We start from the raw sequence: 16,462 nt of genomic DNA on the forward strand, positions 1-16,462 counted from the left end.
TCCTGCTTGCTATAATTGCAAAGTCAAATCGCAGCACAGCAATTCCTTCGCTGCTGCAGTGTGTCGGGGAGTGGCTCAGCCTGGTAGAGCACCTGGTTCGGGACCAGGGGGTCGGAGGTTCAAATCCTCTCTCCCCGACCATTTTAAATAATTTATAATCAGCAACATACAAGCTCCCTTTCGGGAGCTATTGTTGTCTTGGGTCACCCAAAAGGTCACCCACAAGAAAGGTTCACCCGACGAGTGATGCCTTCCAGCTCGAATCTGAGTATCAGCCTCGACAAGTTCATTGCAAGCTGTTAATACGTACATCGTGATTACAGACCTGAACGAGCTAATACTTCTTTGCCGCTCACAAGCAGCGCGAACACACATCTCAGAAGCTGTTGCGTGTTACAACGCAAGGGCATATCGCTCCGCGATAATCGCTACTTGGATTGCGGTGCTGTTTGACTTCATTCACAAGTTGCGTGAATTGGAAATGGCTGGGGATAACGCTGCTCGGCAGAAACTCTCAGATTTCGATGCGGCAAGAAGTGCAAATGACATAAAGGCTTCACTGGAGTTCGAACGCACTTTGGTGGACTCCGCGAGGGACGATTTTCAATTCATCTCTCCTGTTGAAACAACAGACCTCCAGCGTCTATTCGATGACCGAAACCGTTGCGCACACTCTACGATGATTTCGCCTGACGAACCGTACATGCCCTCTGCTGAACTAGCTCGAACGCACATCTATTCAGCGGTTTCGGTTCTGTTGCAACATCCGCCATCGCAAGGGCAAGCTGCCCTCACGCGCATATGGTCCGATGTGGGGTCTGAATATTTCCCGAACAACACGGAACAAGCACTCAAGTTCCTTAGTGATGGCCCTCTTGGAAAAGCGCGTAAACCTGTCGTCCGCTCCGTAATAATAGGCTTAACGAAGGACCTTCTGAATGAGCGCAGAAAACAGAGCGAGCGGGGTCGCCAGTTAGCCGCACTCAACGCCACAATGTTGCTCTATCACGAAGCGGCAGACGAGACCCTGTCCGAAAAGCTGCCAACGATTTTCAATGCAGTCCCTGACGAAAATTCGATTTAGCTATCCGTTATCTCTCAAACGTTAAGGGTACATGGCACTTCGTTGGAACAATTGGCCAAATGAGAGCACTCAATTATGTTCAAAACGGCCCAGCCGACACTTCGCATAAATACCTGCCACACGCATTAGGAGTTCCTGAGCTACGCACAGCTGCCTTGGAGCGTATCGGAGATGTAGACGTGGACACGCTCGCACAAATAATTCGAACGAAGCGCGACCCCGCTTTTGTACCCAAAGCTGTACTTTTGTGGGCAGAATCCGGGGGATGGCGCACTGCTGAGTCGCGGCTTAAGCAGCTCGTAATACCGCTCGCGCCCATACTTTCTAGTTCAGACTTAGACAAGATTGCGGACGCATTCAGCAGTAACTCCGAAATTTCAGATGCTGCAGGTACAGCAGACGGTCTCTTGGAGCTTCTTGAGAATTCCCAAAATCCCAAACAAGCTGAGGCTGCGTGGGCACAAATCTACAACATGCTGAACAATCATGAATATTATGCGGAGGGCCGTGGAGCAAATCTCAGGGAGGCATTGGAGACGCGCTTTGGATTCACATCTGCCAGTGAATAGTTCTTGAGCGGAGCAGAAGAGTGTGGGGCATCCTTGAGCACAACGTCGGTCACGCTTCTATGGTGGGAATAGAATGTTCTAGGAGTTCTTGCTTGAGAGCCGAAGCGTACTGCTGAACCCGCAGAATTTCAATCCGAGAGCCCTTTGTCACCCCTGCGCCACTCTCCACGCCTTCGCCAGCCTCCGTGCATCCTCCGCCTTTCCCGCTTCGGTTTTGCCCAAATCTGAATACGGGTGGCTGGTCAGCATGAACGTTAGTCTCAGACCACGCCAATTGCCCTGCTGAACTGCTTCATCCTCTGACATCGCGTTCAAATCTCGCGCTGTCCATTTCGCGAGCGACGGAATGATGGGCTGCGGCAGGTCGGCGCAGACCGCGTCCTTTGGTTTCGGCCCAAGCACCACGATTAGTCGCGGCTTCATCGTTTCGATCCGAAATTCGAGGAATTCACGGCAGAAGGCCGCGAACGCGCGATGCCCATTCCAGTTCATAGAGTCCAATGCTTTGTTCGTCGTGCGCAATCCGAGAATCGCGTTTGTGTAGAACCCAACATTGCCGGGGATGTCTGTTTTCGCGAGCCGTTGTTTGAGATTCCTCCACGTTGGCGGATTCTCGTAACCTCTGGTCAGAGTCGTCTCATAGCTTTGCAGCGTACCGAAATCGTTGCCGAGAAACATGATTCCGCCAATCGGCATCGGGGACTTCGATGGCGCGGTCAGCTCGGTGTCGTCACGCCACAGGCCATCTCCACCGGGGAAGAATCCTTGGCCGGTCAATTTCCCGGGGAACGGAGCCATGCCTTCGGGGTACGGCTTCCCGTTGAAAGGACACTCCCCTTCCATCTGACGGATGCGTTCCCAGAGCAAATTCACATGATTGTCGATGGCGCGAATAGGGCCGTTCATTTCATGTCCCAGCGGTTTGGTTTTGACTGCGAGCCAAAGCGTATAGGCCACGCACATGGATTGCAATCATTGAGAAGGACATTGAGGAGTTGATTTTCCTGAGCGGTCTGAGTGGATTGAGCCGGTCATGGCTACGACAAAATGTTGGTGAACGTATGCAGACCCTCCGGCGGGAACAAAGGGAGGATTGCGTTTTTCGACCTGTGTATTATTCTGAGTTGCGCTTCATCAAACATGCAGCGGACATTCCGCCCTTAACCAGATGACAATGCCAGAACCGGGCTTTATATACGTATTGATTAACGCATCTATGCCGAATCTGCTAAAAGTAGGCAGGACAACCCGACCACCGGAAGAACGAGTACGCGAGTTGAATGTGACAGCGGTTCCTACTCCTTTCATCTTGGCGTACAAGGCTTTCGTAAGAGATTCTGCCCGAGCCGAGCAGTTTGTTCACACATATCTTGGAACGAAGGGCTATCGAGTGTCGCAGCAGCGGGAGTTTTTTAATGCGCCAATGGACATGGTCGTAGACGCAATTCGGGAAGCCCAACGACAGCACAACTGTGCTCTTGACCAAGACGGACGCGTTTACGAATCGGTTGAAAAGACGGGGTTTGAGTGTACTGAGGGAGACGAGCCGTGGGCGGCTGTTCTACGACAAGCCGACAATTTTCTATACGGATTCAATGGAGAGGTTGAGGACCGTAAGCACGCCTATGAATTATTCGTTCAAGCGGCAAGATTAGGAGCGCCAGAAGCCTATGTCGAGCTAGCTCAATTGCATAGAAATGGATATAAGGGCAGCGAGAGCACAACCGGAGCTATCCAATGGCTTCGTAAGGGAGCTGATGCTGGCAACCGGTGGTGCTGGGTAGAACTCGCAGACATATATCTCTCCAAATCACCAGGCCACATTGAAAATGCTCGTAAGTGCTTCAGACGATTCTTTGCAAAGGCTGATATCTCGACCATCGATGATAGCCAAGAACGAACATTCTTTTTCCAGCTGAAAGAGTACTGCCGTCTTGCCAATCCCGGAGACTTCGATTTTGCGGAGGATTCGACAGCAATTCAGGAAGCAGCTGAGGCGCTTCTACAACGAATCGCACAACAGACGGAGCCAGCCGAAACGGAATCTAAAGCTGGCGCGGTCATGCAACTGCTAGATTCCTTTAAGCGGCGAACCACGCAGGTGGTCTGTGCCTCGAGAACATCAATATCGCTGCAAATACCCTCAGAGAACAATTCAAGACACCAAAACAACGGAGAAAAAGGCTTCTGGAAATCCCTATTCGGGGTCAAATTCTAATAGGCGAGTGTTCGTGTGTATTTGGTTGACGCGTTTAGTTGCTGCTCCGTGGCGGAAACCTTGCTTTGAGGGACCTTCTCATCCCAAATCTTCTTGTTCGTGGGACATTCCTCGTTGGAGCACTGCCATGCTCCACGGTAGAAGCCTCCTCCGGGTTTGAAGACTCGTTTATGACGGGAGCCGCAGGAACGGCTTTCCATCGAGCCTGTGTGTGGGTCAATCAGTTCATCGCTTTCGTTGCCATTTAAATCTCCATTATTGCTCGTTTGAATTGCTGGTTTTCGAACTCTTCTGAGCTACCGCCGTATCGGTGCTACCCCAAATCAACGCCTCGATTCCTTCTACTGCTGCTGCCCTCTGTTCCCACCACGAACCCGTGTAGATGTTCTGCGTTACATCCACTTCGGAATGCCCCATGTTGTCGCGGGTCACTTCTGGGCTTGCACCTGTACGCATCGAAAGGCTCGAATGCAGGTGCCGAAGGTTGTGGAACGTGCAACGGGGCAAGTTCAACTCCCTGAGCGTTGGCTTGAGTTGGCGATTGAGCATGTTGCGCCTGCTAATGGGCGAGCCATTACGGGCACAGAACACGAGGTCATCCGGTTTGCGCCGTTTTGTGAGCTTCCAGGCTGTTTCGAACCACTTCTTCATAGCGCCATTCAATGGCACATCGCGGTCACCCGATTCGGTTTTCGTATCATCAAACTCGCCTTCATAGACACGTTCCCGAATTTCGATGCGGTCTTTCAAAATCCTTTTCCAGCGCAGTGCTGCAACTTCACCGAAGCGAAGTGAGCCGTTCACCATGAGGGTGACGAGAGCATTTGTTGGCCACGGCAAGGCTTCAATCAAACTGCGAATTTCGGCTGGCGCAAGCATCGTGCGCTGCTGCTTATTGCGCGATATGCGGGGTAGGCGAACCCCGACGGCGGGGTTGTCCCCCAGCAAGCTCCAGCGTTTGCCTTCGTTGAGAATGGCGCGGAAACAAGCGTGGAGGTTCTTGACCGTCTTGGGTGCCAGCTTCTTCCTCGCGTTGATGAAATCCTGAACCTTGATGCGCCGGATTTTGGTAATGCGTGTGGCACCGAATTCTGGAATGAGGTACGTTTCCAGAAAGAACTCGTAGTGCAAGCGCGTGGAGTTCTTCAGATGGGGCAGCACCTTGTCCCTGTACAGCTTCACCAACGATGCGAACGTATCCCCATCCGTAGAACAGAACTTCGGTGAATTGTTGCGTTCGTTAACCTGCTCCATGAATTCATCGGCACGTTTTTGGGCCTCGCGCTTGGTGGGCACGTACTTCTTCGACCACTTCTTCCCGCGTTTGGTGCGCGGAGTGGTGGTGTAATCCCAATAGTCGATGCGCCACTTATCCCCGAATTCTTTAACTTTCACATCCTGATAGCGTTCCCTCAACCAATGCCTCCTCGACTTGAGGAGAGGACCGGTAACAGTGAAATCAGAGAAATTCAAGCTGTTTGCCCCAAGTTCGCTCACGCCGCGTGGCCTCCACAGGTACGCACGAATGAACGCAATTCACCGCAACGGCAGCGCACGTAACGCCCAACATGGAACAGGGGGAGGTCGGCCTTGTGCTGGTAAACCCAGCTTGCAGGGACGCGGAGCAGGTACGCGATTTCTGGAGGGGTGAAGATGAAATCGCACGAGCCGTCACCCGTGTAATTGTGCTGAATAGAAATTGGTGCGTCTTTCGCCATCGAATCCCGAAACTTCTTAGCCCGTATTCTCCAGCCCGGACTAGGCCGAAGTTCGGGGCTTTGTTCTTATCGAAATCATCACGTGCTCCTTGAGAAAATTCGAACTGGAGCTGAGCGTTGCACTTCTGCTGCTCAGCTCCTATTGCTTTCTGTTGATATGTGTTCGCCAGCGATTATTGAATACCTAACAAGTGCTCTGGTATTTCGGCTGAAACAATGTCCGCGACGATGGAACCCGAATTGTTTGAGACACGCACGGTGAAGAAGGCATCGTCCGTCACTTCAAACAAATTGCCCTGCTTCACCCGATACGTGACTACCCGACCCGGTAACGTCAACTCGACAGAACCGACTTGGGAATTCGTCACGCTGCGCAGAGTCGCGACATCAGCGTGGGTCACTTCCAGAGATTTCAGGCCGACGTGACCGTCTTTTGCCCTATCATTCAGTGCTTTGGTCGCTGCTGGCGCGATTACTTCATCAATAACGGCTAATACTTGAGTCCCTGCAGCATAGCGGGGGTGGAGTTTCCCCATTTTAGTGGGGGAGCCGGCATTGAACCAATTCCTCTCCAGTTTCCGGATTTGCGGCATTGGAAACTTGCCATTACGCACTGAAACTATTCCTAAGTACGCGACCCATTCGTAGTTCTCTAGTAGGGTGTCGGTCAAATCCCGCAGGTCAGTACTTTCCTGCATGGGGAAGCACATAAAGCGCTGGCCATCGAGCGCGTCTTTGGTGATGAACACCGCAAAGTTCTGAATAGTCACTTCTACCTTCCGTTCACTTCTTAGCCCGTATTCTCCAGCCCGGACTAGGCCGAAGTTCGGGATGGGCAAGGCGGGGTTAGCAGCCATTGCACGGACGGCCCGCGGTAATCCAACTGGATGTAGGGGATGTCGCCTTCAGCAACGAGCTTGCGAATCTTCCAAGGCGATAACGACAGGTAAGCGGCTGCGTCTTTCACTTTGAAGAGCCGTTGGGGTTTGTTATCCATGGCCCAAGGTGCGTTTGGGAGACACGCAGGCCCTCACTTGCGCATGTAGCTGATTTCAGGATTGTTGCTTACACACTACCGAGAATTCGCTTGAGCCGTACCAGTCTCTTTTCGGTAATTGTGAACCCAAAGTCTTTTACCGCGATTTTGATTATCTGTTCCAATGTCGGCCTCCGCTTCTCGACTCCTTTGCGCATTGAGACCGCTATATCGCGCAGCAACAAATTGGAATTGAGGTCGGAACAGAACTCCCTCCATTTTGCACGGCTTTGTTGTCGCTCTTTGTTCCTCTCCTCCCTTCGAAGTTCTTCCGTTGTGAGTCGCCCCGCTTTTTTGCGTCGTGTGTAATCGTCTTTCGTTGCTTGTCTCGCCTGATTCTTAGCGTTCTGTTCGGCTTCCCGCAATCCTTCCTTCTTCTTTGCCCACTTCCGCTTCATGGTCAGCGACCTGAGGTGGTTGGAATGCGCCGAATTCGGGCCTCGTGGTGCGGTCATAGTGTGTGAGCAAGTCGCTCGTTTTCAGCATAGTAACAAAGTGATATGGGATGTGTCTCACGAACGTACCTATAGGCACACCAACTAGGTGCCTTGTAGGAAAACATGAAGCACAAGAAGAAAGAAGCAGCCCCGCAGCACATCAAGATTGCCGATATCAAAACCGAACCGGTGCCGCCCGAGGTTGAGGCCATCGCTCAACCTTATGTACAGGTTTTCGCGGCTGTGATTTCCGGTAAGAATCAAGCCGAGGCACTGGAGGCCGTAAAGGCCCTTCCTTATGAAAAACGCTACATCACCCGCGTTCTGAACGCCCTTACGTTGGCCTTCTGCGATTTTGATGATGCGTCTCTAAAGCTGGATTTCGCTTGCCTGACGCATGAACAACTTCAATTTGCTGCGGGTGAAATCGCCAAGCGTGCAGGCCAATTCAACGTATTAATCAAGGCGTTCTCCGATTCAGTTGGGGGTGCGGAATGAACCCAGCCGAATACGAGTTCATCATTCCTGAATCAGAAGAGAAAGCTACATGCGCAACCTCCCCGGCGGAATCCACGCCGGGGAGCGACCCGGATGAAGAATCGCTGAAGGCTCGGGCCTTGTTTCCTTGGAGCGAGGAAGAAAGGTGCGTTGATAAGCTCGCGCCCCTCTTGTACGAGCTTTGCAAAAAAATGAACGCTCAAGGGAAGAAGGGCAAAGGCTTCAGGGCGTGGTTGATAGCAAACGAGAAGAAACCCACAACAGCCTATCGTTGGATTAGGGAATACGCGGAGCAGAACGGGCTTGAGCTCCCCTATGCCCATACAGCAACGAAACCAACTTCGTCCCATGTGGGACAAGGTTCACAAGCCGGAGCCGATACAGCACCCGCCGCTTCGGGCGCTAGCAGTCCAATTTGGCAAGTATGTCAGATGAGTGAACCAGAGCAGATTGCACTATTGGGCGGCACGTTCGTTGGGGTATTGAAGAGCGCAAGAGAACTGCTTGAAATGCCAGAAAAGGCGTTCGACCCGAACACGCAAGATGTCGCTGTTTTCGGCAGCCCCGAATACCATTGGACGCCTCAGGATAACTCCGCCGAATTGGCCAAGGCACAAGCGTACTTGATTGCGCTCAAGACCACGCTCAAAGCGTTGAACCGTGAAACAAAGGAAGTGCGCTCACGTGTAAGCGCCGTTTCAAAGCACATCGAGAAGTTAAAAGATAACCAGCAGCCGTTCTTTCAAGTGGTGCCCAAAGCACAAGCAACGGGTGAACAGCCCGTTCAAAAGAAAACCGCATAAACCCAACTCCATCAAAGAACATCCGGGTAAATTTCTGTATGAAGTCAGTCAACATAGAAAAACATCTGCCGACCCACAATGTGCTCCGCAAAGTAGATAAAGCGATGGCGGAGGTCTTCTTCTGCTACGTAATCAGTGCGAATGCCTATCGCCAAGTCGTTCTGCCTGACCGTGTACTAGTGGAGGTGCTGGACATCTCGAAGCGTAAAGTTTACGAAAGCAAGCGCGGATTGCTGAACTTGAAAGCAATCGAGCGCTCTCCATTTTTTCCAGTTGTGAATGGGAAGGAGCAGGTCTTCCGTGTGAGGAAGCCCGACCAGACGGTTGTGAATCTGCTGATGGGTTTCGGACTTTCAGAAGCGGATACGCTGGCCGAATTGAAGCGTATTCATACATATGAACATCAGGTGTTGTCGGTTGACGCTTCGGTTGGTTCCCAAGCCGTCGCTGGTTCCCAATACGTTCCCTTCGTTCCGAAGAAGTATGAAGATAAATCCCGCTGGTCTCAACTGCTGGTTGATGGCGACGAGTTGATTTACGAATACTGGGAATTACAGAAGGGCATTCTTACCGTTCCCAAGGGATTGCAAGGAACCGAAGCTGGCGAGCAATACGCGAGGCTGGCAGCGTTCGCTACCAACGCATTGAACTACATCACAGAATCAATGAACGTGGAAGACGAGCGATTGAACCAACTGGAACAAATAGTGCCGGATGCGTTTTACAAGGTGTACCCCGAATTGAAGCCAAAGTTCGATGACGATGGCAACCTCATCATCGAACAGACCACCCCGCCGTCGAGCACAGAAGCAACCGGGGCGCTTCCCGTATCCGTGGTGGAAGTAGGACACCCCGAACTCGTCAAAACGGCCATTAAGCCCGACGTTGTGCCCTTCGATAAGCGGGATTACAGCCCCGAACTTGGCCTTAGCGGAGAGGCAGCCGAACGGAATGTGCTGCGCAAGAAGATTGTGGGCATCGTGGATGGCTGGAACGCCCGGGCAAAGACGTTGGGGTTAGAACCAGTGTTCCTCACAAAGAAGGAACGCAACGGCGAAATGCCGTTCAGGAACAAGATGCTGGCAGAACGCATCGCCCAGTGGCTTGATGGATGTGAAGATGAATGGCTTGAGATGTACAAGTGCGCTTTGGAACGTCTGAACAATTCGGTGTGCTTGGGTGAGATTGAAGCTATCGGCAGCTTCCGTGCCTCGTTAGGGTGGTTGTTCAACACAGCACCCAAGAAGGGTCGGTTGATTGACAGGCTGCTTTGCGCCGATTACATGCAAAAGGAAGAACCCACACCCGATGAGGTCTCCAATCGACAATGGGCCAACGTAATCCTCAAGCGCTGCAAGCAGAAGGGTATCGAATCTTTTGAGCCTGTCGTGCAGAAGTTGTGGGAGATGGATAAGGGAGATGCGATTGAAATTCTCGGCATGGCGAAGATAGAGGTGAGCACAAAGGCCCAACAAATGGTGTCCAAGCTCATGTCGGATGCCAAAGCGATGTTCGACCACGATTATTTCAGGATTGAATGGGCACATTACTTCCTGAACCGCGAGACCGCTACCCGCGGGATTATCCAAATCACGGTGGTGGACTTCATTAGGCGAAGTGACGACCAATCGCTGATGGGAAACGACGAAGGCGGCAACATTGGTCAACTGGTTGAGTGGTGATTTTCAGCCCCAGATTTTTATCTGGGCTGAGAGGCCATTCGGTTGGTACGGCTCACGATATTGCGATGGCCAGCTAGCTTCTGAACCACGGACAGGTCGGCACCTTCTGAAAGCAATCTCTGTTCCAAAATGGGAACAGAGTTACATTTTCCGGTGTCGTTGCTCCGTACTTTGCGCATAGACTTGTGCCGGAATTTCGGCGCGGCAGGGCAGTCGATTCGATTTCCTCATCGTTACCGCGCCTCGCCAGGAGCTGTCTATGACACATCGACTGTTTCTCGCCTGCCTTCCTCTTCTCTTGACATCTGCAATTTGTGGGCAATCGCCCCAGAAGGACCCGCGTGCGGTTGCGATTCTGAACCAAATGCAAGCACAGTTGGGATGGCATCGTGCGAATCTCCCTGGGGATTTGATCGCGCTTGGGACTTTACAGAGAACCAAAGGAACTGAAACGGTCTCCGTGCCAATTAGATTTGACGTGCGGGGAAGGTCTCAGAAGAAGATACGAGTGGGATCCTTGTCGGATAGAACAGCGGTCTTCAATGGGTCTGCGGCGGCCGATGTCGATGCTGATGGAAGGGTCTTTCGACTCCCTCCCCATGTCGCTCTGACGACGAAACCGATTGAATTCCCTTTCCTACTCGGGTTCGCAGACGCGGATGACAGCGAGTTGGAAATCAATCATTTGGGCTTCGAGACCCTGTCAAACGAGCCCGCCGTGAAGATTGAGATTCGGCGTGTTCCCTCTGGAACCGACCTACTCTCAGACACAATCCGCCTATCCTCCCCTGTAATCGTCTGGGTCTCTCAGCAGACCAGCTTGCCCCTGCAAATAGATTACATAAGGCTGGCAATGCAAAACATGCGAGCACCGGGGCACTTCATTCGACGTTATGCGGACTACCGCAAGGTCCGCGGCCTAATGGTCCCGTTCCGGCAGGAGGCATGGGACGCAGGTGAGTTTCGTTACGCTGTCGTTTTTGAATCAGTGCAGTTTGATAACGGTTTAAGCGATCTTGATTTCCATGTTCCGAGTCGCTCCGCGGGAGGCCGTTAATGCGCAGGCATAGGAACTGCTTCGCTACAGTTATTGCTGCCGCTCTCCTGACCGGGGTCGCATTCGGGCAAAGCTCATCGACACCAAGCTATGTCAACGCAGCCAACGATAGTGGAGTAAAGCCGTACCAAGCCTATGGCGGAATCGGGGAGAACATAAGCTACAACAGCGGTAACCTAAATTTGCAAGTTCCTCTCGTCTCGCTCCCAGGGCGCGCCGGAATGGACCTGAACGTCGGCATCGAGTATGACAGCAAGATGTGGAAGATTGACGAATACTATGACGAAACCGGCTTCTATTCGAACTACACCTGGAAGTACGAGGACGTATGGCCGCAAGTTGCCCTAGGCTGGCGCCTGACGGTGCCTTTTATCGTGGCCCACAGTACAGTCAGCGGTGACTCCAATGAGTTCTGCTTTGGATCAACCATCATAACCTTGGGAAATGGGGCTAAATACGCCTTCAACAACCGAGTAGGCTGTCCAAACTCAATCGAGGGCTACTCACAGTTGGTCACAGTCGTAGACGCTGACGAGATGATTTCTGCACGGCTCGACGGCACGAACCCTAGCGACATTAAGTTATTCCTGAAAGACGGGACAACGGTACATTTTCCAAGCTACTACTCTCTCGCAAATCGAATCGTTGATCGGAACGGGAACCAAATCACGATTAACACGGACCCACAGAGCCCGAACCGTGTCTCTTCGATAATCGATTCTGTCGGACGAGAGGCAACATTCAACTACACTCAAGTGGGCAACGCGACAGAGCTGACATCCATCAGCTATTCAGATTCCGCGGCACACCGTCGCCTAGTGCAGTTCTCGTACACGGCACTGCCGGTCACGCCGAAATTCAACTTCCCGGAAGAGGTACCTTGGTGCGGGTACAATCCGGTTGACGGCTATCCCAAGTGCGAGAACGAGGCGTACGTAACTCAGTACAACGGTGCTCCAACTTCACGTTTGCTGGCCTCAGTAACACTTACAGGCGACGCGACTGGCGACAAAGCGCAGACCTTCAGTTTCCAATACGACGACGGAAATACAAACCCAGCAGTGCCAAACTTTGTTGAGCTCACGCGGATAACCTACCCTACGGTCGGATTCACTACTTACGGGTTCCAGGAGTACACGCACCTTTGGGGCACCCATGCTGAACGCCTAAATAATCACACAACAGTCGCGAGTTTTAGGGAAGTCGTCGCAAGAAATCGCTGCACGGTAGAAAGCGATTGCTCACTGACTGGGTACAGTCCTTCGATTGGGCAGGTTTGGCCTAGCAACTCCGGCATGACCGTTCGATTCCATGTAGACGCGAATACCAGTTTTGATTCGGTGTACACGTTTGATCCTGGCACGGCTCCTGGAGAGCAGCGGGAGTCGTATTCCCCACGCGAGCTCAGCCGGACGACGTATCATAGTGGAGGCACCGGACCATACACAAAAACAGAAACGACTTACACGACCAAATTAGCCGGATGCCCGGAAAGGTGGTCGTTCCCGGAAACTATTACAACAACTCTTCGCGGTACATCGGGAGATTTCGTTAGCAAGACCACAACGACTTTCGACGACATCACCAGCAGGTTCATTCCGTACGACCCGCTGAACCCGATGCCGGCTGCTGTTGATCGCAACTGCTATATCGACAATCCGCTCAGCACGACTGAATACCTTTTCAACAGCACCACACCGTTCAGACAAACTGTGCGTACGTGGCACAAGGAAACAAACTACCTCAACGCACACCTACTGGGGCTGAAAGCTTCTGAGCGGATCAGCGACGGGGCCGGAAACAAGGTCGCCGAGACCTTTTACGTTCATGACTCAGTTCAACCATCGCAGAATGTCCCCAGTGACGCCAGAACGTTCGACGCAACCGTCGTTCCGCTAGGCAATCTGAATGAAGTTCGGCGCTGGCTGAACACGACCAACAGCAACGTGCCGACGTTCACGACCTACGACCGGCCGGGCAATATTCTCACCGTCAAAGACCCGCTGAACCACACGACTACTTACACCTACGGCGATGGTCTTTATTGCGGAAGCGCCGGTGGTTATGCTTTTAAAACGAGCGCAACAGCAAAGAACTTCACTTCGTATTTCGAATACAACGGCTGTACGGGCGCTCTCAAGCGCACTTGGGGGCCGAACCAGAACGATGAACAGTCCTTCGAGTACGATCTGTTCGGGCGGCTCAAAAGCGCCAACCTACCAGCAAATGGACACGTCGAGACCGACTACGATGACACGAACCGGATCGTCACGACAGCGGTCCGACGCACGGATTCCGGGAGCTTGAAATACACACGCGAGTTCTATGACCCCTTAGGGCGCTCCTATCAGACCGAGCTTTGCGAAGATGGCACAGCCGGCTGCTCGGAGGCGATCAGGACAGTCACGACGCTCGATGGCTTGAACCGCACGAAAACGGTAACCAATCCCTATCGTGGGACGACTTCAAGTCCGGTTACTACGAACTCCTACGACGGGGAAAACCATTTGATCCGCATCGATTTCACCGACGGAAGTGTGTCTTCGACCAGTTACGACGGCAATCGACAAGAGATCGTGGACGAAGCTGGCAAGCGCCGGACGCTGTATTCCGACGCGGCCGGAAGATTGAGTCAAGTCGATGAAATTGGAACCGTCGTTGTTCCAGGCACTCCTGGACATGGCACAGTTACGATTTCAGGGGAAGAGCTATTCAACTGCGATGATGGACCATGCATTTACGACTCAGGCATGGTGTCAGTAACTGTGAATGGGTTCAGCAGGTCGTTCGCATACAGCCGGTATAACACGGGCATTGTAAACGGGCTTGTAGCCGCGTTTAACAGCGCCCCGAGCTCCCCGGTAACGGCGGTGGCAAGCGGTTGGACCATAACGTTCACCTCGAAGGCCAGCGGAGCGAGCACGAATTACTCGATTTCCGCTTCGTCGTTTTCTAACTACGACAATCTGTTTTCACCACCATCCTTTACTGCCAGCACCACTGCATTTACTGGTGGAACCGATGGTTCGGGTTCTGAGAACACCTTTGTCACGCTTTATGAATATGACGCTCTCAACAATCTGAAGCGAGTCGAACAGCGTGGGAACAACCAAGCGCAAGCACGCATCCGCACGTTCGTTTATGACTCGCTCTCGCAGCTTCTGTCGGCTACCAGTCCCGAGTATGGTCCATCGAATAGCGCGTCGGGCACGATCACATATGAGTATTATTCCGACGGGACGCTGAAATCAAAGACTGACGCGCGCAATGTAACCGTCTCGTACTGCTACGACGAACTGCATCGCCCGTTAGGAAAGAAATACAGCAACTCCGTGGATTGCACCTCACCGTCTACCTGGGATATCGAGTACCGATACGATGTGGCTGACTCCAGCCTGCCGGATCCGCATCCGGTTTTCACCCGTACTTTTATGCGGGACGCATCCGGAACGACAGCCTGGTCGCACGATGCAGCGGGACGCGTGAAGATCGAGAAGCGCACTATCAACGGCGTGACGAGGCAGATAACCTATTCCTATAATCCAGACGGCTCGGTGAGCGCGATCGATTACGGAACCGCTCCAGCAAATGTGTTGACTCTCGGATACGATCTGGCTGGAAGACCGAATCTGCTGCAACGGAATGGTGTCGATATAGCACGCGTGCAGAGCAATTCCGACTACGCCCCGCATGGAGAGATAACGAACCTCAAACTCGGGACGAACTTGCTGGTCCAGAAAGCGTTCAACTCGCGACTCCAGCCGGCGGTTATCTCCTCCACTCGCATTTCCCCTCCGGCCACCGTCATGAGCTTGTCGTACGATCACCATGATGGGAGCAACAACGGGAACATTTATCAGGTCCGCAACGATCTCGACTCCAACCGGACGCAGAACTACGCGTATGACGGATTCAACCGCTTGGTAAGTTACTGGACAGCAGGATCTTCTGCGGGGAACAATTATTCGGTCGACGCCTGGGGCAATCTTTACCAGAAGACTCCGTACTTTGGGAAGACGAACTACTGGCCCTTGTCAGAAACCCCCAACGTCAAGAATCGTTTCGGTGCGCACACGTACGACAATGCCGGGAACATGACGGACGGCCAGTACAGCTACGACGCGGAGAGCCAGTTGGCATCGGCAGGCTCGCTGGCGTTCACCTACGATGGCGACGGAAAGCGCGTGAAGAAGTCGAATGGCACGCTCTACTGGACCGGCATAGGCTCCGACCCGCTGTTTGAAACCAGTCTCGATGGAGTGACGGTCAAAGACACGTACCTGTATTTTGCGGGGAAACGTGTAGCTAAGGTTGAAAACGGCAATACTTACTTTTACCTGACCGATCATCTTGGAACGACACGGAAAGTCGCACAGGCGGACGGCACAATCTGCCTTGATGAAGACTTCTACCCCTACGGCGAGCAGCAGCAAACTTACACTGCGACCTGCTCTGAAAAGTACCTGTTCACCGGCAAAGAACGCGACTCCGAAACCGGCCTCGACTACTTCGGGGCCAGATACTACGGCTCCAACATGGGACGGTGGATGTCGCCGGACTGGGCGGGTGCTCCTGAGCCTGTACCGTACGCCGACTTCGGTGACCCACAGACCCTGAACCTCTACGGGTATGTTCGCAACAATCCACTGAGCCACGCCGACGCAGATGGCCACTGTTGCGAGGCGGAATGGAGTTTCTTCAAGCAGGAACTCGCAGGAGTCTGGGACACAACCGGTGGTGCCGCTGTCGGTGCAGTTAGCCAGTTGGCCAGCGGACAGGCTGCTGATAACGTTCGGGACACATACTTCAGCGGCAATGTGGGTGGAAACCTAGCCGCAGCGGGCAGTGAGTTCGTATCGCAGTCGGTAAATATGGTCGAGTCCGCTGCTGCGGGTGACCCACGCGCAATTGGACAAATAGCCGGAATAGTCATTTCCGGAAAAGCCGCCTCTGAGTTGAAAGGTGCTGGAAGCACCGAGACTGTGCAGAGAGCTATGTCGGAAGGCGAGCTGCAAGCGACGCGAGACACTGGCTTGATTCGTGGCGGACGTGGAGGGACAAATTACGTTAGTGACTCGATTAGTAAAGACGCGAATCGGGCACAACAACGACTTGCTTTGCCGCAGAAGCCTCAAGTGCGAGCCACTATGGAGGTGCAAAAGGGAAAGTTCGGCGCACCATCAAGAGTGAAGCCTGCTAACAACATGCCAGGTGGCGGGATGGAGCGCACCGCAAAGGGGAAAATTCCAGTGAAAATTAAAAGAGTGGATGAAATGAAATGATGAGCAGCCACCACAAAACACCGAGGCACATAGTGAAACTCGTACTAACCGACCCGTGGGACTTGGTTTCTTCTGCGG

General features: G+C 52.9%; 11 protein-coding genes and 1 tRNA gene. 8 read left to right on the plus strand and 4 right to left on the minus strand.

The annotated features are described in order from the left end of the window. Positions 1-64 precede the first annotated feature (64 nt). From VN622_05820 to VN622_05830, 3 genes are all read left to right on the plus strand, one after another. Positions 65-141, plus strand: a tRNA-Pro gene (locus tag VN622_05820). A gap of 172 nt (positions 142-313) precedes the next feature. Beyond that, entirely contained in the window at positions 314-1,084 is a 771-nt protein-coding gene (locus tag VN622_05825; GenBank protein HWR35372.1) for a hypothetical protein, read from the plus strand. Positions 1,085-1,263: 179 nt separating this feature from the next. Next, a complete protein-coding gene (locus VN622_05830) occupies positions 1,264-1,653 on the plus strand; it encodes a hypothetical protein (protein HWR35373.1) in 390 nt (129 codons plus the stop codon). Positions 1,654-1,800: 147 nt separating this feature from the next. Here the strand turns inward: VN622_05830 and VN622_05835 are convergent, their stop codons facing one another. Next, positions 1,801-2,559, minus strand: a complete 759-nt coding sequence (locus tag VN622_05835) for a hypothetical protein (GenBank protein HWR35374.1) — start codon at positions 2,557-2,559, stop codon at positions 1,801-1,803. A gap of 268 nt (positions 2,560-2,827) precedes the next feature. Between VN622_05835 and VN622_05840 the strand changes: the two genes are divergently transcribed. Continuing rightward, on the plus strand, positions 2,828-3,871 hold the full coding sequence (locus VN622_05840; GenBank protein ID HWR35375.1) for a GIY-YIG nuclease family protein: 1,044 nt from the start codon (positions 2,828-2,830) through the stop codon (positions 3,869-3,871). A 255-nt stretch (positions 3,872-4,126) separates the two neighbouring features. Here the strand turns inward: VN622_05840 and VN622_05845 are convergent, their stop codons facing one another. The 3 genes from VN622_05845 to VN622_05855 form a co-directional block, all read right to left on the minus strand. Further along, the gene (locus VN622_05845; GenBank protein HWR35376.1) at positions 4,127-5,266 is read right to left on the minus strand and encodes a tyrosine-type recombinase/integrase; all 1,140 of its coding nucleotides are present in this window, start codon (positions 5,264-5,266) and stop codon (positions 4,127-4,129) included. A gap of 98 nt (positions 5,267-5,364) precedes the next feature. Beyond that, entirely contained in the window at positions 5,365-5,589 is a 225-nt protein-coding gene (locus tag VN622_05850; GenBank protein ID HWR35377.1) for a hypothetical protein, read from the minus strand. A 173-nt stretch (positions 5,590-5,762) separates the two neighbouring features. After that, entirely contained in the window at positions 5,763-6,359 is a 597-nt protein-coding gene (locus VN622_05855; protein ID HWR35378.1) for a hypothetical protein, read from the minus strand. An 826-nt stretch (positions 6,360-7,185) separates the two neighbouring features. On the opposite strand from VN622_05855, the gene VN622_05860 reads away from it, so the two are divergent. From VN622_05860 to VN622_05875, 4 genes are all read left to right on the plus strand, one after another. After that, entirely contained in the window at positions 7,186-7,560 is a 375-nt protein-coding gene (locus VN622_05860) for a hypothetical protein (protein HWR35379.1), read from the plus strand. Further along, positions 7,557-8,363 carry a hypothetical protein gene (locus VN622_05865; GenBank protein ID HWR35380.1) on the plus strand — a complete coding sequence of 269 codons (807 nt, stop codon included), beginning with the start codon at positions 7,557-7,559 and terminating at the stop codon, positions 8,361-8,363. Before VN622_05860 ends, VN622_05865 begins: the two co-directional genes overlap by 4 nt. A 38-nt stretch (positions 8,364-8,401) precedes the next feature. Continuing rightward, positions 8,402-10,045, plus strand: coding sequence for a hypothetical protein (locus VN622_05870; GenBank protein ID HWR35381.1), 1,644 nt, complete (start codon positions 8,402-8,404; stop codon positions 10,043-10,045). Positions 10,046-11,323: 1,278 nt separating this feature from the next. Further along, complete coding sequence (locus tag VN622_05875; protein ID HWR35382.1) at positions 11,324-16,384, plus strand: RHS repeat-associated core domain-containing protein; 5,061 nt, start codon at positions 11,324-11,326, stop codon at positions 16,382-16,384. The last annotated feature ends 78 nt before the right edge of the window (positions 16,385-16,462 follow it).

This window comes from Clostridia bacterium (assembly GCA_035561135.1).
In the GTDB taxonomy this organism is placed as follows: Bacteria; Acidobacteriota; Terriglobia; order Terriglobales; family Acidobacteriaceae; genus DATMYA01.